Source organism: Rhizobium sp. PvP014, from assembly GCF_017876855.1.
GTDB lineage: Bacteria > Pseudomonadota > Alphaproteobacteria > Rhizobiales > Rhizobiaceae > Neorhizobium > Neorhizobium soli.
In genome coordinates this window covers 1,368,580-1,389,093 of the sequence record NZ_JAGIOT010000002.1, presented here as the reverse complement: position 1 = coordinate 1,389,093, position 20,514 = coordinate 1,368,580, and the positions used below count along the sequence as shown (strand labels likewise).

Genomic DNA, 20,514 nt, shown 5'->3' with positions numbered 1-20,514 from the left:
ATTGTTCGAAAAACATGAACAGAGTTTAATCTACAGCGGACCGTCGTCAGCTTGCCAAAACGTCGGTTATCTGGTCATTTAAGGGATGATTTTCGATTTCAGTTGCCTTCAATTGTCCTCCCTCTGGGAAAGGTTGCTCGGTGCCGTCGGCGATGCCGCGGGCGGTGTGCTCAACCGAGTCGTCGATGCGATCCGCACCATGTTCGAGGGCGATCCGGAAACACGGCGCCAGGTTTCCTTCTCGGTGGCGATCATCGCCCTGTCTGCAAAGATGGCGAAGGCCGATGGCGTGGTCACCGAAGCCGAAGTGAGTGCCTTCCAGCAGATTTTCGATTTTCCGGCCGAGGAAGCGCGCAACGTTGCACGTCTCTATAACCTCGCACGCCAGGACATTGCCGGCTACGAGGCGTATGCCACGAAGCTTTCGGGGCTGTGCAGCAGCGGCGACATGGAAAACTGCCCGATGCTTGAGAGCGTCGTCGATGGTCTGTTTCATATCGCCAAGGCGGATGGTCTCGTGCATGAGAGCGAGCTGGCGTTTCTGGCGCGCATCGCCGAAATCTTCCGGATCGACGAGGAACACTTCCGCCGCATCATGGCCCGCCACGTGCATCTCGACGGTCGTGACCCGTATCTGGTGCTCGGCGTTTCGCGTGACGACGACTTTTCGGCAATTCGCAAACAGTACCGTCTGCTTGTTTCGGAGCATCATCCCGACCGGCTGATCGCACGCGGCGTGCCGGCAACACTGCATGCGGCTGCGACCGAACGGATGGCAGCGCTCAACGCGGCTTATGAAGCGATCGAGAAAGAGCGCCGCGCGGCATGACAATTCCGGCTTCCTTTGCCGCCGATCATGCCCGCGCCACGGTCGAGCCTTCGCCAAATCATGGGGAAAGGGCAGGCGGGCGCCAGCCGGACATGATCCTCCTGCATTATACCGGCATGCCTGATGCCGATCAGGCGCTGGCATGGCTTCGCAACGAGGCGAGCCAGGTCTCCAGTCACTATTTCATCCATGAAGACGGCCGGATCGTGCAGCTTGTGCCCGAGGCGCGGCGCGCTTGGCATGCGGGCAAAAGCAGCTGGGCCGGCGAAACGGACATCAATTCCTGCTCCATCGGGATCGAAATCGCCAATCCCGGACATCCCGGCGGACTCCCCCATTTTCCGGATATCCAGATCGATGCGGTCGTCGAATTGTGTCGAGACTGCGGCAATCGCTGGGGAATATCCCGGGAACGGGTCGTCGGACACTCGGATGTCGCCCCCATCCGAAAGCTCGACCCGGGCGAAAATTTCCCCTGGCAGAAATTGTATGTGGCGGGGATCGGTCACTGGGTTGAGCCCGGTCAGATCAGCGGCGGCCGTTTTTTCCAGCACGGCGAAAGTGGCCAGCCGATCGAGGCCCTGCAGTCGATGCTGTCGCTCTACGGATACGATATTGAAATCACGGGCACATTCTGTGATCGCACGAAGGGCGTCGTCGAGGCTTTCCAACGGCATTTCAGGCCCGCCCTGGTCGATGGGATTGCCGATTTTTCGACGATCGACACGCTGCATCGGCTGCTCAAGGCACTGCCGAAATACAGCTAGGCGCAAGCTTCGCGAAACTGTCGGAAGCGTTTGCGGACAGGGCTTTTTTGCATTGCCACATGATCTCCTTAATGCGGCTTTCTAAAGAGTTGCTAACGCAGCGTCCCCAGACGGGGGCTGCCAAGATAAACCTACAGGTCTTGTAAAACCTCGCGTCGTCGTCCGGCGTCGCGACGAGGGATGTTTGCGTATCACGATATCCCGCGAGCCTGTTGTTCCGGAGATACTTTAGAATTGACTAAGATGACTTGTGCGGTCGCGGCAGGCATTGCCATGCTTTTCGCGGGATGTGGATCTGTGCGTGCCGAAGACGGCGGAGACGTGGTTCGGGTTTATGTCAAACCGCTGACCATTCCCTGGGAGACACGCGAAACCGGGTTTGCTGCCCCGACGGCCACCGAGAGGCAGATGGTTCGCCGGATGCATTATACGACGCTGATCGCCAAATATGCCGATCAATACGATGTGCCGTTCGACCTTGCTGAGGCTGTCGTGCAGATCGAAAGCAATTTTCGCCCGACTGTGAAGGGCAGTGCCGGCGAGATCGGCCTGATGCAGGTGAAGCCGGCGACCGCAAGGCTGATGGGCTACAAGGGCCCTGATTATGGCCTCTACGATCCGGAAACCAACATTCGCTACGGCATGAAGTATCTGGCGGGCGCCAATGATCTGGGTGGCGGCAAGATTTGCGGCACGATCCTTAAATACAATGCGGGCCACGCCGCCAAGCGTATGAACCCGACGTCCAAGCGCTACTGTCAGCGCGTCGAGGCGGTTCTTGAAGACAACAAGGACGATGTGATCGAAAAGACCTTCGCGTTCGATTTTCCACCGAAGGGGTATGCCGTTCTGGCGCCTCTGGTATTCTGATTCCGGAAACGGTTAGAACTGCCTGAAAAGAGCGGCAATTCGAGCTAGGGAATCGAAAGGACAGGGCATGGCGGCGCGGTTCAAATACATCATCATCGGAAGCGGCATGATGGGGGCGGCAGCGGCCCGGCATCTTTCCAAATGGACCGATGGTGTGGCGTTGATCGGGCCGGGCGAACCTGACGATTACCAGCGTCATGACGGCGTGTTCGCAAGCCATTACGACGAGGCGCGCATCACCCGGACGATCGATCAGGATCCAGTCTGGGCCCGCCTCGCCAATCGTTCGATTGAACGCTACGGCGAGATCGCGTCCGAAAGCGGTATCGATTTCTACTCGGAAGTGGGCTGTCTGATGGTCGGGCCTGGGCGCGCCGGGCAGCAGTCCTATGCGCCCGGGCGCGCCGGGCAGCCATCCTATGTCGGTCGCGTGCTCGATGCCGCCGGGCGGCTCGGGGTCGAGACCGAAACGCTGGGGCATGATGCGCTTTCGAGCCGGTTTCCGTATTTTGCCTTTCAGGATGGCGCCGAAGGCGTCTGGGAGGAGAAGCGGGCGGGGCACATCAATCCGCGCCGGCTGGTGAAGGCGCAATGCCTGCTTGCGGAGCGGCAGGGTGCCACGCTGATTGCCGAGACCGTTTCGGCTGTTCGTCAGGACGGGGCGATCGTGACCGTGACGACGGCGGAAGGGCGCAGTTACACGGCCGACAAGGTGCTTGTGGCGGCAGGCGGCTTTTCCATCAACGAAGCACTTGTCGGCGCTCGTCTCGATCTCTCAGTCTATGCAAGGACCATCGCGTTCTACGAGGTCGGCGAGGGGGCGATGGAGGAGCTGAAGGCCATGCCATCGCTGATCTGGAAATGGAACGAGGAGGATGACGGGATCTACCTTCTGCCTCCGGTCCGTTATCCTGATGGCAAAACCTATGTGAAGATCGGCGGCGATCCGGACGATCTTCTGCTGCCGTCAGAGCCCGAGATACGGGACTGGTTCAAGAGCGGCGGACGCGAGACGACCCGGCGCCACCTGACCGGCGTGATGGAACGGCTGATGCCGAAGCTCGATCTGTCGCGATCTTCCATGGCAGCCTGCGTCACGTCTTTCACGCCAAACAACTATCCGGCCGTCGCCATGACAGCGTCCGACCGGATCGGTGTTCTGACCGGCGGTTGTGGCGCTGCCGCCAAGAGTTCCGACGAGATCGGCCGGCTCGGCGCCGAACTGATCTTTAACGGGTCGATCATCGACGATGGCTATCCTGTCGATTTCCATGCGGAATACCGGTAGGCCTATGGCCTTATCCGCGCATCTCGGCTAAGAGCCGCGCGACCAGTTGGCCGGGCAGCCGCACTTTACCAATGCCGAAAGGCGGTAGGGTGAGGAAAGTCCGGGCTCCACGGAAACACGGTGCCGGATAACGTCCGGCGGGGGCGACCCTAGGGACAGTGCCACAGAAAGGAAACCGCCCCGCTTTCTGATCGACCGGATGACGCATTGCGGCAAGGGTCGATGAGATAGCGGGGTAAGGGTGAAAGGGTGGGGTAAGAGCCCACCGCGCGACCGGTAACGGAAGCGGCATGGTAAACCCCACCGGGAGCAAGACCGAATAGGGATGACGCGGGACGTGCGAAAGTACGTCTACAGCCTGTTTCCGGGCCAGTCATCCGGGTGGGTTGCGCGAGGCGACGTGTAAACGGCGTCCCAGATGAATGGCTGCCACGTTCCGGTGTTCGCACCGGGGCCATACAGAACCCGGCTTACAGGCCAACTGGTCACTACTCTCTTCTGATTCGTCAATTGTGCCCGTCCCCGACGGGGCAATCTGACATGCAAATTGCCCGATTCCGGTGCCGCTTTTTATATGAGCAGGCCGGAAAGCGCCTTGCGTTTCCGGCTCTTAGCAACTGTCAAAATATCACTTGCGAAGGGTCGCAAAGGCAGTTTCTCCAAAGCGCTCAATAACCCTTTGTTAAACTTAACAGCTTATAAATAAATCCGAACATGGAGGAGCTTGCAGGGCCTCTCCCATTGACGCCCATATGGTCCCATGGTATCCCAAATTCGCACTGCACAAGGGCTTTTTGCCCATCAAATCAAGAGTTTCGATCTCACAATCGGGCAAGCATCTGCTTATCCACAAGGATCTTTCTTGTTTGAATCCAAGCAGTCTGGCGGGAAGTTTCCCGTGTCTTTTGCGAACGGGGCGGGTGTTTGTTGCGATGAGCCGCTTCCTGTCGAATGCGACGAACAGGATCGATACGAAGGGGCGGGTCTCTGTGCCTGCCGGCTTTCGCGCGGTTCTTTCCGAGCGCGGAATTCAGGAGCTCTACTGCCTCCAGGATTTCATCTATCCGGCGATCAGCGTCGGCGGTCCGGATCTGCTCGATCGCTACGAGCGGCAGATTGCGTCCGTCGATCCGTTTTCACCGGACGCCAACAGGATGTCGCTGCTGATTCACGGCGGCGGTGTCTTCATGAGGCTCGATGCGGAAGGCCGGCTGATGGTCTCGGATTTCATCCGGGATTTCACGGGTATCAGCTCGGAAGTCACTTTCGTCGGGCGTTCGGATCATTTTCAGCTTTGGCAGCCGCAAGCATTTCACGAGGCGCAGGCGGCAGCACGGGAGGGACGTTTGAGTTCACGTCCCGCATAGTACAGGAGAGCGGGATGTCGGCGAATCCAGGCGAAGGTCAAACTGAGCCCGAAGGCGGACCGGTTCGCCATATTCCAGTTCTTCTGCACCAAGTGGTGGAGGCGCTTCAGCCTCTTCCTGGCAAGGTCATCCTTGATGGCACCTTCGGGGCGGGCGGTTATTCGTCCGCCCTGCTGGCAGCCGGTGCTGACGTCATTGGCCTTGATCGCGATCCTTCCGCAATCGCCAATGGACAGGCGCTCGTCGCCGCGCATGCCGGTCGCCTCTCTCTCATTCATTCACAGTTCTCGCAGCTTGCCGATCATGCGCCGGAAGGCGGGCTCGATGGCGTCGTGCTCGATATCGGCGTGTCCTCGATGCAGATCGATGAGGCCGAGCGCGGCTTCTCGTTCCAGCGCAACGGTCCCCTCGACATGCGCATGTCGAGCAATGGCGTATCGGCGGCTGATGTCGTCAATCGCGCGAAGGTCGGCGATCTCATCCGCATCTTCGGCTTTCTCGGTGAGGAAAAACATTCCGGTCGTATCGCACGTGCCATCGAAAAGCGCCGCGTGACCGAGCCCTTCCGCACGACGCGCGATCTCGTCAATCTCATCGAGAGCGTCAATCCGCGTAAAGCCAAGGACAAGATCCATCCGTCGACGCGTGTTTTTCAGGCGCTGCGCATTTTCGTCAACGACGAACTCGGCGAGCTGGCACAGGCGCTGTTTGCCGCCGAGCAGGCGTTGAAGCCCGGTGGCCGGCTCGTGGTCGTCACCTTCCATTCGCTGGAAGACCGGATCGTCAAGCAGTTCTTCGCCGATCGCTCGTCCAAGACCTCCGGCTCCAGGCATCTGCCGATGGTTGCGGTGAAGGAAGCGATCTTCGATCCGCTCGGCAAGGCGATGGTGGCGGCAAGCGAGGAGGAGGCGGAGATCAATCCGCGCGCCCGTTCGGCCAAGCTGCGCGCCGGTATCCGCACCGAAGCAAAATCGCGTGGCTCCGACATGTCGATCTTCGACCTGCCGAGCCTCGCAAGCCTTTCGACATTGGGGGTCTGACGGATGTTGAGAAGCTTCGATCTCGTGCTGATCGGCGTCATGACGGCAACGGCTGTTGTGACCTATTCGATCAAGCATCGCGCCGATGAGAAACTTGAAGAGGTCCGGCGTCTCGAAACCGAGATCAGGCTCGAGAAAGATACGATCGATCTCTTGAGGGCTGACTGGGCGCTTTTGACTCAGCCAAACCGTCTTCACCGGCTGATCGGCGTCTATGGCACCGAGCTCGGCCTTGGCGCGACCGATACGACGCAACTCGCCATGCCCAAGGAATTGCCGATGATGAAGTCGCGTCTGCCGCAGCCCGAGACCACCATCGAGGACATCATTTCCGGCAAGGACAGTGAAGTCGCAGCGGCGCTGAAGGGCGTCGAGGCTGCAAAGTCCAGGCCTCCGTCCAAAATACCGGTACCCAAAAACCGTGGTGCTTCTTCTCTTGATGTTCATTCAACCGGATCGGTGAGACGCTGATGTCCTTCCTGTCACGAATCATGGTTTTGAAGAGCAGGGCGCATTTTTCGGCCGGTGGCCGTGGCCGCCCAACGATGCGCGGCGCGTCCTTTGAAGGTACGCGCAAGCGCAAGTCCGCCCAGGCGAAAAACCGCGTCGGCCTCCTGATCGCCGGCTTTGTCGCGTTCTACGGCGTCATCGGCGGACGTCTCGTGCAATACGGCTTTGCGATGCCGGAGGTAACGTCGAGCATTCTGCCGGCAGACCGGTTCATGGCGTCGCGCCCGGATATTGTCGACCGCAACGGCGAGGTGCTGGCCACCGACATCCGCACCGTCTCGCTGTTTGCCGAGCCGCACAAGATCGTCGACGCCGACGAGGTGATCGAAAAGCTCGCGACCGTGCTGAACGATCTCGACGTGAAGGGCACCTATACGAAGCTTCGCTCCAATTCGCATTTCCAGTGGCTGCGCCGCCAGCTGACCCCGAAGCAGCAGAGCCAGATCCTGGCACTCGGCATCCCGGGCATCGGTTTCCGGCCTGAGAAGCGCCGTTTCTATCCCGGTGGCAGAACTGCTGCGCATCTCGTCGGTTACGTCAATATCGACAACCGCGGCGTCGCCGGGATGGAACGCTACATCGATTCCCAGGGTCTCGCGGACCTTGCGGCCGTCGGCATGACCTCCGATCAGCCGCTTGAGCCGGTCAAGTTGTCGATCGATCTGCGCGTCCAGGCAATCGTTCAGCAGGTCGTTGCCGAATCGATCGGCAAATACTCGGCGATCGGTGCAGGCGCCGTCGTCATCGACGTTCACACCGGTGAAATCCTCGGCATGGCATCGGCACCGGATTTCGATCCGAACGACCCGAACGGCGTGGACGCTGAAAAGGGCTGGATGAACCGCATGTCGAACAGCACGTTCGAAATGGGCTCCACCTTCAAATCCTTCACGCTCGCCATGGGTCTCGATGACGGCAAGATGAACCTGCAGAGCTCGTTCGATGCTCGCTTCCCGATCCGCATCGGCGGTTTCACCATCAAGGACTTCCATGGCAAGGGGCGCGTGTTGAGCGTTCCGGAAATCTTCCAGTATTCTTCGAACATCGGCACGGCGAAGATCGCCGACATGGTCGGCATTGCAGGACACAAGGACTTCCTGACGCGGCTTGGACTTCTCAGCCGGATGAAGACCGAACTGCCGGAAATCGCGATGCCAAGTCAGCCGCGCGAATGGAAGAAGATCAACTCCATCACCATCTCGTTCGGTCACGGCGTGTCGACAACGCCGCTACAGACGGCTGTTGCCGGTGCGGCACTGGTCAACGGCGGCAAGCTCGTTCCGCCGACATTCCTGCCCCGCACCCAGGCGCAGGCCGACGAGATCGCCACCCAGGTCATGAAGCCCACGACCAGCAAGGACATGCGCTTTCTGTTCGAATGGAACGGCATCAACGGATCGGGCCGCAATGCGCGCGTGGCCGGCTTCAATGTGGGCGGCAAGACCGGAACGGCGGACAAGGTCGTCAACGGCCGCTACGCCCACGACAAGAACTTCAACGCGTTTCTGTCTGCCTTCCCGATGGACAATCCGCGCTATGTCGTCCTGTCCTTCAGCGACGAGCCGAAGACCGACAAAGGCAATGGCGCCGCGCTCGCTGCGATGTCCGCAGCACCCATGGTCAAGGAGATTATCGCGCGGTCTGCTCCCATTCTCGGTGTAAAGCCAAAATTCGGCAATGACGGTTCTGCCCTGCTTGTGTCTTATTGAGGATCAAGAACGGGCCCTCGATTCGTGAGGGAGCCTGCTGTTAGATGGAAAGATTACCGATGAAACTGCGCGATCTTGCCGGAGACGATTTTCCGGAAGCGGCCGATATCCTGGCTGGACCAGCCGGTGATGTGGATATTCTCGGTCTTTCCTCGGACAGTCGGCAAATCGCCGAGGGCATGCTGTTCGCAGCTCTTGCTGGATCCAAGGCTGACGGGTCGCGCTTTGTCGACGATGCCGCCGCCAAGGGCGCGGTTGTCGCCATCGCGTCCCATCCGGCAGACAGCAGCATCCCGGTTGTGGTTGTGGACAATCCACGCCGCTTTCTAGCAATCGCTGCCGCTCGGCTGTATGGCGCTCAGCCGGAGACGATGGTTGCGGTAACAGGCACTGCCGGCAAGACTTCGGTTGCCTCTTTCACCCGGCAGATCTGGGCCTATGCCGGCCATGCGGCTGCACAGATCGGCACGACGGGCGTCGTCTCGCCTGATCGCAACGATTACGGTTCGCTGACCACGCCTGATCCCGTCGAGCTTCAGAAGCTACTGGCGGAACTCGCGTCCGAAGGCGTCACCCACGCGGCGATGGAAGCGTCCAGCCACGGTCTCGACCAGAGCCGTCTCGACGGCGTCAAGCTGTCGGCTGTCGGTTTCACCAATCTTGGCCGCGACCATATGGACTACCATCCGACCGTCGAGAGCTACATGGCCGCCAAGATGCGGCTGTTCGATACGCTGGCACCTGCGGGCGCTCCGGCCGTGATCTTTGCCGACGACCGCTGGACTGAAACTGCGATCGAGGTGGCACTTGCTTCAGGCCTCAGCATCCGGACCGTCGGGCGCAAGGGCGGCTATCTCTGCCTGAAGCGTGTCGAACACTTCCGTCACAAGCAGACCGCGGAGATCCATGCGGACGGCAAGATCTATGAGGTCGATATCCCGCTCGCGGGCGACTTCCAGGTGGCCAATGCGCTGGTTGCCGCAGGACTTGCGATGTCGACCGGCGTTCCGGCCGCTGTTGCCATGGCAGCGCTTGAAAAGCTCGTCGGCGCATCCGGCCGGCTCGAGCTTGTCGGCCAGACGAAGGATGGCGCGCTTGCCTATGTGGATTACGCCCACAAGCCCGATGCGCTCGAGAACGTTCTGAGCTCCGTGCGTCCGTTCACCACCGGCCGCGTGGTCGTTGTGTTCGGCTGCGGCGGAGATCGCGACAAGGGCAAGCGTCCGATCATGGGAGAGATTGCCACCCGCCTTGCGGACGTGGTGATCGTCACCGACGACAATCCTCGCTCCGAGGAGCCGGCCACGATCCGCTCCGAGATCATGGCGGCAGCGCCGGGCGCGGAAGAGATCGCCGACAGGGCAAAGGCAATCCGTCACGCGGTCGGACTGCTCAAAACTGGCGATACGCTGATCGTTGCCGGCAAGGGGCATGAGGAAGGACAGACGGTTGGGGCAACGACATTGCCGTTCTCCGATCATGTCGAAGTGCGCAAGGCATTGCAGGACCTGGCGGAGGGCGTAGCATCGTGAGCTTTCTTTGGACCTCGCAGGAAATGGCCACCGTCATGGACGGCCGGCCGATCGGGCAGATGCCGGAAGGCGTCACCGGTCTTTCGATCGACAGCCGCGGAATCACCGAGGGTGAAGCGTTTTTCGCCATCAAGGGTGACCGGGTCGACGGGCATGACTATGCCAGCATGGCGATTGCCAACGGTGCATCGCTGATCGTCGTTTCAGAAGCGAAGCTGCCGGCAATGGGCCGTCTGACGATCCCGATGATCGTCGTCGAGGACGTGCTGGCCGCACTCGTCAAGCTCGGGATCGCGGCACGTGACCGCAGTCGCGCCCGTATCGTTGCCGTGACCGGTTCGGTCGGCAAGACGACGACCAAGGAAATGTTGCGCCATGCACTTGCCCCGTCCGGCAAGGTGCATGCGGCCGTCGCCTCGTTCAACAATCACTGGGGCGTCCCGCTGACGCTCGCACGCATGCCGTCCGATACGGATTTCGGCGTGTTCGAGATCGGCATGAACCATGCCGACGAAATCCGGCCGCTGGTCAAAATGGTGCGCCCGCATGTGGCGATCATCACGACGATTGCTGCCGCCCATCTCGGGCATTTCAACAGTCTCGAAGAGATCGCGGCTGCCAAAGCCGAGATCCTTGAGGGTATCGAGCCCGGCGGGGCTGCCATCCTCAACCACGACAATGCACAGTTTGCGCTGCTGGAACAGAAAGCCCACGAGTTGGGCGTCAGCCATGTCATGACCTTCGGCCAGCATGCAAAGGCCGACTATCGCCTTGCCGATTTCGAGGGCAATGCCGAGAGCTCCGTTATCTGGGCCGTTCTCAATGGCGAGACGAAGGAGTTCGTAATCGGCGCACCTGGCCGCCACATCGCCGAAAATGCCATGACAGTTTTAGGAGCGGCGCTCCTCCTCGGTGCCGACATGGGCTCGGTGGGGCAGGCGCTGGCCGAACTCAAGGCCGTCAAGGGCAGGGGACAGCGCCATCGTCTCGGTATTGGCGAAGGCCATTTGACGCTGATCGACGAGAGCTACAACGCTAATCCTGCCTCCGTTCGGGCCGCGATCTCCCTGCTCGCAGCGACAGCACCGGAACTCACCGGTCGCCGCATTGCCGTCCTCGGCGACATGCTGGAAATGGGCGAGTTCTCGGCCCAGGTGCACGAAGAGCTGGGCGGGCCATTGCTCGCCTCCGGGATCGAGCACGTCTGGCTCGCCGGCAAGGAAATGGCCGCTCTGCGGGATGCGCTGCCTGATAGTGTCGACGTACAGTATTTCGAAACGACGGACGCACTGACTGAATACGTCGTGCGCTCCGTCATTCCCGGCGACGTGCTGATGGTGAAGTCGTCACTCGGGCTTGGTTTCGGCAAGATCGTTGCCGCGCTGCTTGACAACTACCCGGCTTTTTCCGACACGGACCGCCAACCTTAAGACGACGCGGCTTTTTTGAAAGGGCCCTTTATGCTGATCTGGCTCGTGGAACTGGCAGACAAGATTCAGTTCTTCAACCTGTTCCGATACATCACGTTCAGGACGGGAGCAGCGCTCTTCACCTCGGCGTTCATCGTCTTCATGTTCGGGCCACGGATGATCAATTCACTCCGAATCCGTCAGGGCAAGGGTCAGCCGATCCGCGCCGACGGACCGCAGACCCACTTCAAGAAGGCCGGTACGCCGACCATGGGCGGGCTGATGATTCTCGCCGGCATCGTCGGCGGATCGCTGCTCTGGGCCGATCTTTCCAACATCTACGTGGTCGCCACGCTGCTCGTGACGCTCGGATTCGGCGCGATCGGTTTTTATGACGACTATCTTAAGGTCACCAAGCAGACCGACAAGGGCTTTTCCGGCAAGGCGCGCCTCGGCATCGAGTTCCTGATCGCCGGCATCGCCGTGTTCTTCATGATGCGACTAGCGATGGTGACGGAGCCTGCGGGAAACCCGCATCTGGCAACCTCGGTCGCCTTTCCCTTCGCCAAGGATTTCCTGATCAATATCGGCTATTTCTTCATCCTGTTCGGTGGCTTCGTCATCGTCGGCGCCGGCAATGCGGTCAACCTGACTGACGGTCTCGACGGGTTGGCGATCGTGCCGGTCATGATTGCCGCCGCGTCGTTCGGGGTGATTGCCTATCTGGTCGGTAACGCCGTCTTTGCAGGCTATCTGCAGATCAATTTTGTCCCCGGAACCGGTGAGCTCGCCGTCATCATGGGCGCGGTGATCGGGGCTGGCCTCGGCTTTCTCTGGTTCAACGCCCCGCCGGCTGCGATCTTCATGGGCGATACCGGTTCGCTGGCACTCGGCGGCCTGATCGGTTCGGTTGCCGTCGCCACCAAGCACGAGATCGTCATGGCGATCATCGGCGGCCTGTTCGTGATGGAAACGATGTCCGTGATCATTCAGGTCGGCTTCTTCAAGATGACCGGCCGGCGTGTGTTCCTGATGGCGCCGATCCATCACCATTTCGAAAAGCTTGGCTGGACCGAAAGCCAGGTCGTGATCCGGTTCTGGATCATCGCCGTCGGCCTCGCGATGCTCGGCCTCTCGACCCTCAAGCTGCGGTGATCCGATGATCCCGGTCACGACGTTCAGCGGAAAACGTGTCGCACTATTCGGTCTCGGTGGTTCGGGGCTGGCGACCGCGCAGGCGCTGGTTGCCGGCGGTGCCACGGTTCTGGCCTGGGACGACAATCCTGACAGCGTCGCCAAGGCAAACGTTGCCGGCATCGAGACGGCGGACTTGCGAACCATCGACTGGAGCGCGCAGGCGGCCTTCGTTCTGTCTCCGGGCGTTCCGCTGACCCATCCAAAGCCGCATTGGAGCGCCGATCTGGCGCGTGCTGCCGGCGTCGAGATCATCGGTGATGTGGAGCTTTTCGTGCGCGAGCGCCGGGCGCATGCACCGGACTGCCCGTTCATCGCCATCACCGGCACCAACGGCAAGTCGACCACGACGGCGCTGATTGCGCATATCCTGCGCTCAAGCGGGCGCGACACGCAGCTGGGCGGCAATATCGGGACGGCGATCCTGACGCTCGATCCGCCGAAGGCCGAACGCTATTACGTCGTCGAATGCTCGTCCTACCAGATCGATCTGGCCCCGACGCTCAATCCCACGGCCGGCATAGTGCTCAACCTCACACCTGACCATCTCGATCGTCACGGCACGATGCAGCACTATGCCGACATCAAGGAGCGACTGGTTGCTGGGGCGAAGACCGCCGTCATCGGCGTCGACGACAGCTATTCGACGCTGATCGCCGACCGGGTCGAGCGCACAGGCGTCAAGGTTCGTCGCATTTCCAAGCGTAATGCGGTCGCCGATGGTATCTATGCCGAGACAACCCGGCTCATCGAGATGAATGGTGGCGTTTCGTCTGCGCTAGTCGACCTCGATGGCATCCCGACGTTGAAGGGCAGCCACAATGCTCAGAACGCGGCAGCGGCGATTGCAGCCTGCCTGGCGGTCGGCGTGTCTGCCGATGACATCCGCGCCGGTCTGCGGTCATTCCCGGGCCTCAAGCACCGCATGCAGCCGGTCGGGAGACGGGACCATGTTGTTTTCGTCAATGATTCGAAGGCAACGAACGCCGAAGCCGCGGCCCCTGCGCTTTCCAGCTATGAGCGGATCTACTGGATTGCGGGCGGTCTTCCCAAGGAAGGCGGCATCGCAAGCCTCGCACCACTCTTCCAGAATATAACAAAAGTCTATTTGATTGGAGAAGCAGCACCGGCATTCGCAGCAACTCTTGGAGACACGGTCCCTTACGAAATTTCGGGCACGCTCGAACGGGCCGTTACCCATGCAGCCGCAGATGCGGCAGCCGACACTGTTTCGTCGGCAGTGATGTTGTCGCCGGCATGCGCCAGCTTTGATCAGTTTAAGAATTTCGAAGTGCGCGGCGATGCGTTTGTCGCACTCGTCGCAGCTCTCGACAGTGTGGACATGCTGGTCGATACCGGAAAAGGAAACTGAATATGGTAAGCCGCGCAGACCGTGGACCGCTCGCAGACTGGTTCTGGACGATCGACCGTTTTTTCCTGGCGGCCTTTATCATGCTGATGGGCATCGGGTTCATGTTGTCGTTTGCGGCATCGCCAGCCGTTGCCCAGCGCATCGGTCTCTCAGACTTCCACTTCGTCGAACGCCATGCGGTTTTCCTCATTCCGTCACTCGCCATCATGATTGGCCTGTCGTTCCTGACCCCGCGTCAGGTACGAAGGACCGCAATCGTGCTTCTTGCTCTTTCGCTGGCCGCGATGGTTCTGGCGTTGTTCTTCGGCGTCGAGGTCAAGGGGGCGCGGCGCTGGATCGGTGTTGGCGCGCTGTCCATCCAGCCGTCCGAATTCATGAAGCCCGCCTTCGTGGTGGTCTGCGCCTGGCTGTTTTCAGAGCACGCACGGCAGCCTGAAATTCCGGGCAATCTCTTCGCCATCATCCTGTTCGGCATCGTCGCGGCCCTTCTTGTCGCGCAGCCCGACCTTGGGCAGACGATCCTGACCAGCATCGTGTGGGGCGGCATGTTCTTCATGGCCGGCATGCCGTGGCTCTGGATCGTTCTGCTCGGCGGTGTCGGTGTCGGCGGTCTTCTTGCGGCCTATTACATGCTGCCGCACGTGACGGCCCGTTTCGACAAGTTCCTGACCGGCGAAGGCGACCGCTTCCAGGTGGAGACAGCGCATGAGGCGATCGTGCGCGGCAACTGGTTTGGCCAGGGCCCGGGCGAGGGCATCGTCAAGCGGATCCTTCCCGACAGTCACACCGACTTTGTGTTCTCCGTCGCGGCCGAGGAATTCGGCATCATCTTCTGCATGGCGCTTGTTGCAATCTTCGCCTTCATCGTGCTGCGCGGCCTCAAGCATGCCTTCAACGAGCGCAACGACTTCAACCGCTTTGCCGTCGCCGGCCTTGTGCTGCAGATCGGCATACAGTCGATGATCAATATCGGCGTCAATCTCGAGTTGATGCCGGCCAAGGGAATGACGCTTCCGTTGATCTCCTATGGCGGATCGTCGATGATCGCCATATGTGTGACAGCTGGTTTTATTCTGGCACTCACACGTCACCGGCCGGAACGGCGCGCGCAGGAACGCAGCTTGTTCCGCGTCGCGTCCGGAGTTCCCGCGGAGTAGGTATATGAGCAAGGGCATTATTCTGTTAGCCGCCGGGGGAACCGGCGGTCATCTTTTTCCTGCGGAAGCATTGGGTCACGAGCTGAAAGCACGGGGCTTTTCCGTGCATCTGGTGACCGACAGCCGCGCCGAGCGTTTTGCGGGCAAGTTTCCGGCAGACGAGATTCATGTCGTACCGTCGGCGACGTTCGGATCGAAAAATCCGATCGCGATGGCGCGGAATGCCTGGAAGCTCTGGACCGGTCTTCGCGCCGCGCGCAAGCTGATATCGCGTTTGCGGCCGATCGCGGTCGTCGGCTTCGGTGGCTATCCAACAGTCCCGCCATTGATGGCCTCGACCGGCATGGGCGTGCCGACGATCATCCATGAGCAAAATGCTGTGATGGGCCGCGCCAACAAGGCGCTGGCTTCGAGGGTGCAGGCGATCGCTGGAGGGTTTCTTCCCGAAACGACCGGCACATACGCGGCAAAGACCGTAACGACCGGCAATCCCGTGCGTCCCGCGGTTCTGGAAGCCGCAAACGTGCCCTACGTCGCGTCGCGGGGAACTGATCCGTTCCGGCTCGTCGTGTTCGGTGGTAGCCAGGGCGCTCAGTTCTTCTCGTCTGCCGTGCCCACAGCCTTGAGCCTTCTCGATCAATTCGAGCGGGACAGGCTGGTTGTGACACAGCAGGCACGCCCCGAGGATCAGGGCCGCGTCGGCTCGTGCTTCGGCAAGCTGAATTCAAAGGTAGAAATCTCGCCGTTCTTCCCCGACATGGCCGAGCGTCTTGCGGCGGCGCATCTCGTGGTGTGCCGCTCGGGTGCATCGACGGTATCGGAGATCTCGGTGATCGGGCGACCGTCCATTCTGGTGCCCTATCCCTATGCTCTGGATCACGACCAGGCGGCCAATGCGGCGGCGCTCGTTGCGACCGGCGGAGCCGAGGTCGTGGCGCAGTCCGAGCTTTCGCCGGAACGCCTCTCGGCGATGATATCGTCTGCCATGAATGAGCCGGAGCGGCTGGAAAAGACGGCGGCAGCCGCCAAGCGGGCAGGTCGGCCCAATGCGGCGATCGCACTTGCAGACCTCGTCACCGCGGTTGCTGAACGTAAAAATATTGCAGAATTCAAGGGAGTACGGGCATGAAGATGCCGAAGGCTATTGGCCTCGTTCATTTCATCGGCATCGGCGGGATCGGCATGAGCGGTATCGCCGAAGTGCTGCACAATCTCGGCCACAACGTTCAGGGCTCCGACCAGGCCGATAGCGCCAACGTGCAGCGCCTGCGCGACAAGGGTATCCCGGTTTTCGTCGGCCATACCGCCGAAAACCTCGGCGATGCGGAAGTCGTGGTCGTTTCGACAGCGATCAAGAAGAACAACCCGGAACTGGTTGCTGCGCGCGAAAAATCGCTGCCGATCGTCCGGCGCGCGGAAATGCTGGCGGAACTGATGCGCTTCCGCAATGCGATCGCGATCGGCGGCACGCATGGCAAGACCACCACGACCTCGATGGTCGCGGCATTGCTCGAAGCCGGCAATCTCGATCCGACCGTCATCAACGGCGGCATCATCAACGCCTACGGCACCAACGCCCGCATGGGCGAGGGCGAGTGGATGGTGGTGGAAGCCGACGAATCGGACGGTACCTTCCTGAAGCTGCCGGCCGACGTCGCGGTTGTGACGAATATCGATCCCGAGCATCTGGACCACTACGGCAATTTCGACGCGGTGCGAGCGGCCTTCCGGCAATTCGTCGAGAACGTGCCCTTCTACGGCTTCGGCGTTCTCTGCCTCGATCACCCGGAAGTGCAGGCTCTGGTGGGCAAGATCGAGGACCGCAAGGTCGTGACCTACGGGGAGAACCCGCAGGCCGATGCGCGGTTTTCGAACATCCGCATGGAGGGTACCAAGTCGATCTTCGACGTGGAAATCCGTCGCCGTCGCACCGGTCGGATCTTCACCTTCAAGGATCTGGTGTTGCCGATGCCGGGCCGCCACAACATCTCCAACGCAACGGCTGCGATTGCCGTCGCAAACCGGCTCGGGATATCGGAAGAGAATATCCGCAAGGGTCTTGCGAATTTCTCCGGCGTCAAGCGCCGCTTCACCCTGACCGGCACTGTCGACGGCGTTTCCATCTTCGACGATTACGGTCACCATCCGGTCGAGATCAAGGCCGTGCTGAAGGCAGCGCGCGAGGCATGCCAGGGGCGTGTCATCGCCGTCCACCAGCCGCACCGTTTCTCCCGGTTGTCGAGCCTGTTTGACGATTTTGCGAATTGTTTTAACGATGCCGACAGTATCATCCTTGCGCCGGTGTATGCCGCGGGGGAAGATCCGATCGAAGGGGTCAATTCAGAATCGCTGGTGTCGCGGATCAAATCGAGCGGCCACCGCGACGCGCGTTACATGACCTCTCCGAGCGAACTGGCTTCGATCGTCTCCGGCATTGCGAAGCCGGGGGATTTCGTGGTGCTTCTGGGGGCAGGCAACATCACGCAATGGGCTGCGTCGTTGCCGAAGGAACTTGAGAGATTTTCGGGACAGTAGAATGAAACAAGTAAATGGGGAAAAGCTGCTGACGTCACTCGGGGACGGCGTCAAGAACTTGCGTGGTCGTCTGACGCCGAACGCACCGATGGACCGTGTCACGTGGTTCCAGGCGGGCGGACTTGCCGAGCTGATGTTCCAGCCGCATGACGCCGAGGATCTCGCGACTTTCCTCAAGATGCTGCCGCAAGAGGTCCCTTTGACCGTTGTCGGCGTCGGCTCCAATCTGTTGGTGCGTGATGGTGGTATTCCGGGCGTTGTGGTCCGTCTCTCTGCCAAGGGGTTCGGCCAGCTCGATCTCATGGGTGACAACCGGATCAAGGCCGGTGCTATCTGCCCGGACAAGCACCTCGCTGCGATGGCGATGGACAATGGTATCGGCGGGTTTGCCTTCTACTACGGCATACCGGGTTCGATTGGCGGGGCGCTGCGGATGAACGCCGGCGCCAATGGCGGGGAGACTGCCGAGCGGCTGGTCGAAGTCCATGCCGTCGATCGCGAGGGCAACGAGCATGTGCTTTCCAACGAGGACATGGGATACAGCTACCGCCATTCATCGGCTTCCAAGGACCTGATCTTCACCCATGCGGTGTTCGAAGGGTACCCGGAGGACCGTGCCAAGATCCGCGCCGACATGGACGCTGTTCGCCAGCACCGCGAGACCGTGCAGCCGGTCAAGGAAAAGACCGGCGGCTCTACCTTCAAGAACCCGGAAGGCCATTCCGCCTGGAGCCTTATCGACGAGGCCGGCGGCCGCGGTCTGATGAACGGTGGCGCCCAGATGTCGTCGCTGCATTGCAATTTCATGATCAATATCGGCCATGCCACCGGCTATGATCTCGAATATCTCGGCGAGATGGTGCGCCAGCGCGTGTTCGACAAATCGGGCATCAAGCTGGAGTGGGAGATCAAGCGCCTCGGTATCTTCATGCCGGGCCGGGAAGTGCGGCCCTTCCAGGGTGCGACGACGGAGTAGCTGACATGAGCGACCCGTTCGATTTTGGAAAGGAGGAGCGGAAGCTCCTTCTTGTCCACAACGAACGGACCAAACTCCGCGCCAACGCGCTGGACAGGCTCTCCAGCGCGTCCGCTGCGGCCGGCTTCATTGCTCCGATCGCATCGATGTCCAATAACGGCGTCACGTTTGGTATTTCGGTATCAATCGTTGCCTCGACCACGGCTTGGATTTTCACCGCATTGGTACTACATTTCGCTGCACAGCTTATGTTGGGAAAACTGAGGCCATGAATTTCGCTGCAGCTTTCTATCTTTACATCCTGCCTTTGAGCATTTCAGGCATTGCTTTGGTATGGATGGCTTATGAAAAGTGGAAAGAGCGGCGCAGGCCGCCGCATGCCGGCGAATAGGGCATGACAGGTCAACAACGAAAAGCCCGCGAAGTCAGAGACTTCGCGGGCTTTTTTGTCATTTTGATTCCGGTTTAGCTTAGACCTCGTCCTTGCCCGACAGGAGGATGCAGACCAGCGTGATCACGGCAGCGATGCCGAGATAGTAGCCGACATAGGCCATGCCGTAATTGGCCTGGAGGTAGGTTGCGATATAGGGCGCGAGCGACGCGCCGAAGATGCCGGCGAGGTTGAAGGTGATCGACGAGCCCGTATAGCGGACCGCGGTCGGGAAGGGAGCGGCCAGTGCCGTTCCGATCAGGCCATAGGTCATGCCCATCAGCACCATCGCCAGTACGACGAACAGGAAGATCATGCCTTCGCCATTGGTCATCAGTGCCGGCAGGACAAACGAGAACAGCCCGATCAGCACCGTCGTCACGATCAGCATCTCGCGGCGTCCGTAGCGGTCACCCAGCTTGCCAACGATCGGAATGAAAATGCCGAACACGATCGAGCCGAGCAACTGCACCTCGAGCGCATCGAGGAACGGCATCTTCAGGATCTTGACGTTGTAGGACAGAAGATAGGCCGAGCCGATGTAGAACAGCACGAAGGTTGCAAGCGCCACGAAAGTGCCAAGCGCCAGGCTGCGCTTGTGCGTGCGGAACAGTTCCACGACCGGGATCTCGACCCGCTCCTGCTTGTCGATTGTCTTCTGGAAGGCTGGCGTCTCGGTGATCGAGAGGCGTACCCAGAGGCCAACGGCAATCAGCAGGATCGATGCAATGAACGGAATGCGCCAGCCCCAGGACAGAAGCGCTTCCTGCGACATGAAGTGCAGCAGGATCCAGAACACGCCCGAAGACAGGAACAGGCCGACAGGCGCGCCAAGCTGCGGGAACATGCCGTACCAGGTGCGCTTACCAGGAGGTGCGTTTTCGGTCGCGAGCAGAACAGCACCGCCCCATTCGCCGCCGAGGCCAAAGCCCTGGCCGAAACGGCAAAGCGCCAGAAGCAGCGGTGCTGCCACGCCGATCGTCTCATAGGTCGGCAGCAGGCCGATGATCACGGTGGAAATGCCCATGGTCAAAAGTGCGGCAACCAGCGTTGTCTTGCGTCCGATCCGGTCACCGAAATGGCCGAACACGACGGCACCGAGCGGGCGGGCAAAAAATGCGATCGAGAAGGTTGCGAACGAGGCAAGCAGTGCGGTCGTCGGATCGCTGTTGGGGAAGAACAGCGCCGGGAAGACGAGGACCGCAGCCGTCGCGTAAACGTAGAAATCGAAGAACTCGATCGTCGTGCCGACCAGGCTGGCCGTCAGGACGCGTGCAGGAGAATTCATTGCAACATGCGCTAACGGCTCAGCTGACGGCGAAGCGGGAGGCGTCGCGTTTGTCATACTGATTCCAATTCAGGAGATTTAAATATGCGGCTCTCTAGGAGTACCGGCTGCGACATACAGCAGTTTTCTGACGAGTAAAACAAAAAACGCGCAATAAACGGCACGTTTTCACCCCTGATCCATTGCGATCTTACCGCGCTCGAGCAGCTGTTCGAGCTCCATGTCCCGTGCGGTACCATGC

At 60.4% G+C, this 20,514-nt stretch carries 19 protein-coding genes and 1 other RNA gene; 19 read left to right on the top strand and 1 reads right to left on the bottom strand.

The window, feature by feature from the left end; all coding sequences use genetic code 11:
* Nucleotides 1–85 precede the first annotated feature (85 nt).
* From J3A65_RS11340 to J3A65_RS23480, 19 genes are all read left to right on the top strand, one after another.
* A complete protein-coding gene (locus J3A65_RS11340) occupies nt 86–829 on the top strand; it encodes a DnaJ family molecular chaperone (RefSeq protein ID WP_162728316.1) in 744 nt (247 codons plus the stop codon).
* Nucleotides 826–1,596: an N-acetylmuramoyl-L-alanine amidase gene (locus J3A65_RS11335; protein ID WP_174196511.1), complete on the top strand. Its 771-nt coding sequence runs from the start codon at nt 826–828 to the stop codon at nt 1,594–1,596. Before J3A65_RS11340 ends, J3A65_RS11335 begins: the two co-directional genes overlap by 4 nt.
* 243 nt (nt 1,597–1,839) lie before the next feature.
* Nucleotides 1,840–2,466 (top strand): lytic transglycosylase domain-containing protein, encoded by a 627-nt coding sequence (locus J3A65_RS11330; RefSeq protein WP_209903462.1) that lies wholly within the window; start codon nt 1,840–1,842, stop codon nt 2,464–2,466.
* Between the two features lie 67 nt (nt 2,467–2,533).
* Nucleotides 2,534–3,754, top strand: a complete 1,221-nt coding sequence (locus tag J3A65_RS11325; RefSeq protein ID WP_209901262.1) for an FAD-dependent oxidoreductase — start codon at nt 2,534–2,536, stop codon at nt 3,752–3,754.
* Between the two features lie 42 nt (nt 3,755–3,796).
* Nucleotides 3,797–4,243, top strand: an RNA gene (gene rnpB, locus J3A65_RS11320) — RNase P RNA component class A.
* 443 nt (nt 4,244–4,686) lie between these two features.
* Nucleotides 4,687–5,121, top strand: coding sequence for a division/cell wall cluster transcriptional repressor MraZ (mraZ, locus tag J3A65_RS11315; protein WP_062457964.1), 435 nt, complete (start codon nt 4,687–4,689; stop codon nt 5,119–5,121).
* Nucleotides 5,122–5,135: 14 nt separating this feature from the next.
* Entirely contained in the window at nt 5,136–6,161 is a 1,026-nt protein-coding gene (gene rsmH / locus J3A65_RS11310; protein ID WP_062456153.1) for a 16S rRNA (cytosine(1402)-N(4))-methyltransferase RsmH, read from the top strand.
* Nucleotides 6,162–6,164: 3 nt separating this feature from the next.
* Entirely contained in the window at nt 6,165–6,632 is a 468-nt protein-coding gene (locus tag J3A65_RS11305; RefSeq protein ID WP_062581108.1) for a hypothetical protein, read from the top strand.
* Nucleotides 6,632–8,380, top strand: coding sequence for a penicillin-binding protein 2 (locus tag J3A65_RS11300; protein WP_062456158.1), 1,749 nt, complete (start codon nt 6,632–6,634; stop codon nt 8,378–8,380). Before J3A65_RS11305 ends, J3A65_RS11300 begins: the two co-directional genes overlap by 1 nt.
* A 59-nt stretch (nt 8,381–8,439) precedes the next feature.
* Nucleotides 8,440–9,912, top strand: coding sequence for a UDP-N-acetylmuramoyl-L-alanyl-D-glutamate--2,6-diaminopimelate ligase (locus J3A65_RS11295; RefSeq protein ID WP_062456161.1), 1,473 nt, complete (start codon nt 8,440–8,442; stop codon nt 9,910–9,912).
* A complete protein-coding gene (locus tag J3A65_RS11290; protein WP_209901260.1) occupies nt 9,909–11,342 on the top strand; it encodes a UDP-N-acetylmuramoylalanyl-D-glutamyl-2,6-diaminopimelate--D-alanyl-D-alanine ligase in 1,434 nt (477 codons plus the stop codon). The genes J3A65_RS11295 and J3A65_RS11290 overlap by 4 nt, the downstream gene beginning before the upstream one ends.
* A 30-nt stretch (nt 11,343–11,372) precedes the next feature.
* Nucleotides 11,373–12,476 carry a phospho-N-acetylmuramoyl-pentapeptide-transferase gene (gene mraY, locus J3A65_RS11285; RefSeq protein WP_062456167.1) on the top strand — a complete coding sequence of 368 codons (1,104 nt, stop codon included), beginning with the start codon at nt 11,373–11,375 and terminating at the stop codon, nt 12,474–12,476.
* 4 nt (nt 12,477–12,480) lie between these two features.
* Nucleotides 12,481–13,887 (top strand): UDP-N-acetylmuramoyl-L-alanine--D-glutamate ligase, encoded by a 1,407-nt coding sequence (gene murD, locus J3A65_RS11280; protein WP_209901258.1) that lies wholly within the window; start codon nt 12,481–12,483, stop codon nt 13,885–13,887.
* Nucleotides 13,888–13,889: 2 nt separating this feature from the next.
* Nucleotides 13,890–15,044, top strand: coding sequence for a putative lipid II flippase FtsW (gene ftsW / locus J3A65_RS11275; RefSeq protein WP_062456173.1), 1,155 nt, complete (start codon nt 13,890–13,892; stop codon nt 15,042–15,044).
* 4 nt (nt 15,045–15,048) lie between these two features.
* On the top strand, nt 15,049–16,173 hold the full coding sequence (gene murG, locus J3A65_RS11270) for an undecaprenyldiphospho-muramoylpentapeptide beta-N-acetylglucosaminyltransferase (protein ID WP_209901256.1): 1,125 nt from the start codon (nt 15,049–15,051) through the stop codon (nt 16,171–16,173).
* On the top strand, nt 16,170–17,579 hold the full coding sequence (murC, locus tag J3A65_RS11265; protein ID WP_062581099.1) for a UDP-N-acetylmuramate--L-alanine ligase: 1,410 nt from the start codon (nt 16,170–16,172) through the stop codon (nt 17,577–17,579). Before murG ends, murC begins: the two co-directional genes overlap by 4 nt.
* Nucleotide 17,580: 1 nt before the next feature.
* A complete protein-coding gene (murB, locus tag J3A65_RS11260; protein ID WP_113110663.1) occupies nt 17,581–18,555 on the top strand; it encodes a UDP-N-acetylmuramate dehydrogenase in 975 nt (324 codons plus the stop codon).
* A gap of 5 nt (nt 18,556–18,560) precedes the next feature.
* On the top strand, nt 18,561–18,827 hold the full coding sequence (locus tag J3A65_RS11255; protein WP_209901254.1) for a hypothetical protein: 267 nt from the start codon (nt 18,561–18,563) through the stop codon (nt 18,825–18,827).
* The gene (locus tag J3A65_RS23480) at nt 18,824–18,946 is read left to right on the top strand and encodes a hypothetical protein (RefSeq protein WP_280141282.1); all 123 of its coding nucleotides are present in this window, start codon (nt 18,824–18,826) and stop codon (nt 18,944–18,946) included. The genes J3A65_RS11255 and J3A65_RS23480 overlap by 4 nt, the downstream gene beginning before the upstream one ends.
* Nucleotides 18,947–19,025: 79 nt before the next feature.
* Here J3A65_RS23480 and J3A65_RS11250 read toward each other — a convergent pair whose 3' ends face one another.
* Nucleotides 19,026–20,330, bottom strand: a complete 1,305-nt coding sequence (locus J3A65_RS11250) for an MFS transporter (RefSeq protein ID WP_062456185.1) — start codon at nt 20,328–20,330, stop codon at nt 19,026–19,028.
* Between the last annotated feature and the right edge of the window lie 184 nt (nt 20,331–20,514).

Coding starts and splice junctions, on each gene's coding strand:
- J3A65_RS11255 (WP_209901254.1), top strand. CDS start 18,561: ATGAGCGACCCGTTCGATTTTGGAAAGGAGGAGCGGAAGCTCCTTCTT.
- J3A65_RS11300 (WP_062456158.1), top strand. CDS start 6,632: ATGTCCTTCCTGTCACGAATCATGGTTTTGAAGAGCAGGGCGCATTTT.
- rsmH (WP_062456153.1), top strand. CDS start 5,136: ATGTCGGCGAATCCAGGCGAAGGTCAAACTGAGCCCGAAGGCGGACCG.
- J3A65_RS11340 (WP_162728316.1), top strand. CDS start 86: ATGATTTTCGATTTCAGTTGCCTTCAATTGTCCTCCCTCTGGGAAAGG.
- ftsW (WP_062456173.1), top strand. CDS start 13,890: ATGGTAAGCCGCGCAGACCGTGGACCGCTCGCAGACTGGTTCTGGACG.
- mraY (WP_062456167.1), top strand. CDS start 11,373: ATGCTGATCTGGCTCGTGGAACTGGCAGACAAGATTCAGTTCTTCAAC.
- J3A65_RS11305 (WP_062581108.1), top strand. CDS start 6,165: ATGTTGAGAAGCTTCGATCTCGTGCTGATCGGCGTCATGACGGCAACG.
- J3A65_RS11335 (WP_174196511.1), top strand. CDS start 826: ATGACAATTCCGGCTTCCTTTGCCGCCGATCATGCCCGCGCCACGGTC.
- J3A65_RS11295 (WP_062456161.1), top strand. CDS start 8,440: ATGAAACTGCGCGATCTTGCCGGAGACGATTTTCCGGAAGCGGCCGAT.
- murB (WP_113110663.1), top strand. CDS start 17,581: ATGAAACAAGTAAATGGGGAAAAGCTGCTGACGTCACTCGGGGACGGC.
- murD (WP_209901258.1), top strand. CDS start 12,481: ATGATCCCGGTCACGACGTTCAGCGGAAAACGTGTCGCACTATTCGGT.
- mraZ (WP_062457964.1), top strand. CDS start 4,687: ATGAGCCGCTTCCTGTCGAATGCGACGAACAGGATCGATACGAAGGGG.
- J3A65_RS11250 (WP_062456185.1), bottom strand. CDS start 20,330: ATGACAAACGCGACGCCTCCCGCTTCGCCGTCAGCTGAGCCGTTAGCG.
- murC (WP_062581099.1), top strand. CDS start 16,170: ATGAAGATGCCGAAGGCTATTGGCCTCGTTCATTTCATCGGCATCGGC.
- J3A65_RS11330 (WP_209903462.1), top strand. CDS start 1,840: ATGACTTGTGCGGTCGCGGCAGGCATTGCCATGCTTTTCGCGGGATGT.
- J3A65_RS11325 (WP_209901262.1), top strand. CDS start 2,534: ATGGCGGCGCGGTTCAAATACATCATCATCGGAAGCGGCATGATGGGG.
- J3A65_RS23480 (WP_280141282.1), top strand. CDS start 18,824: ATGAATTTCGCTGCAGCTTTCTATCTTTACATCCTGCCTTTGAGCATT.
- murG (WP_209901256.1), top strand. CDS start 15,049: ATGAGCAAGGGCATTATTCTGTTAGCCGCCGGGGGAACCGGCGGTCAT.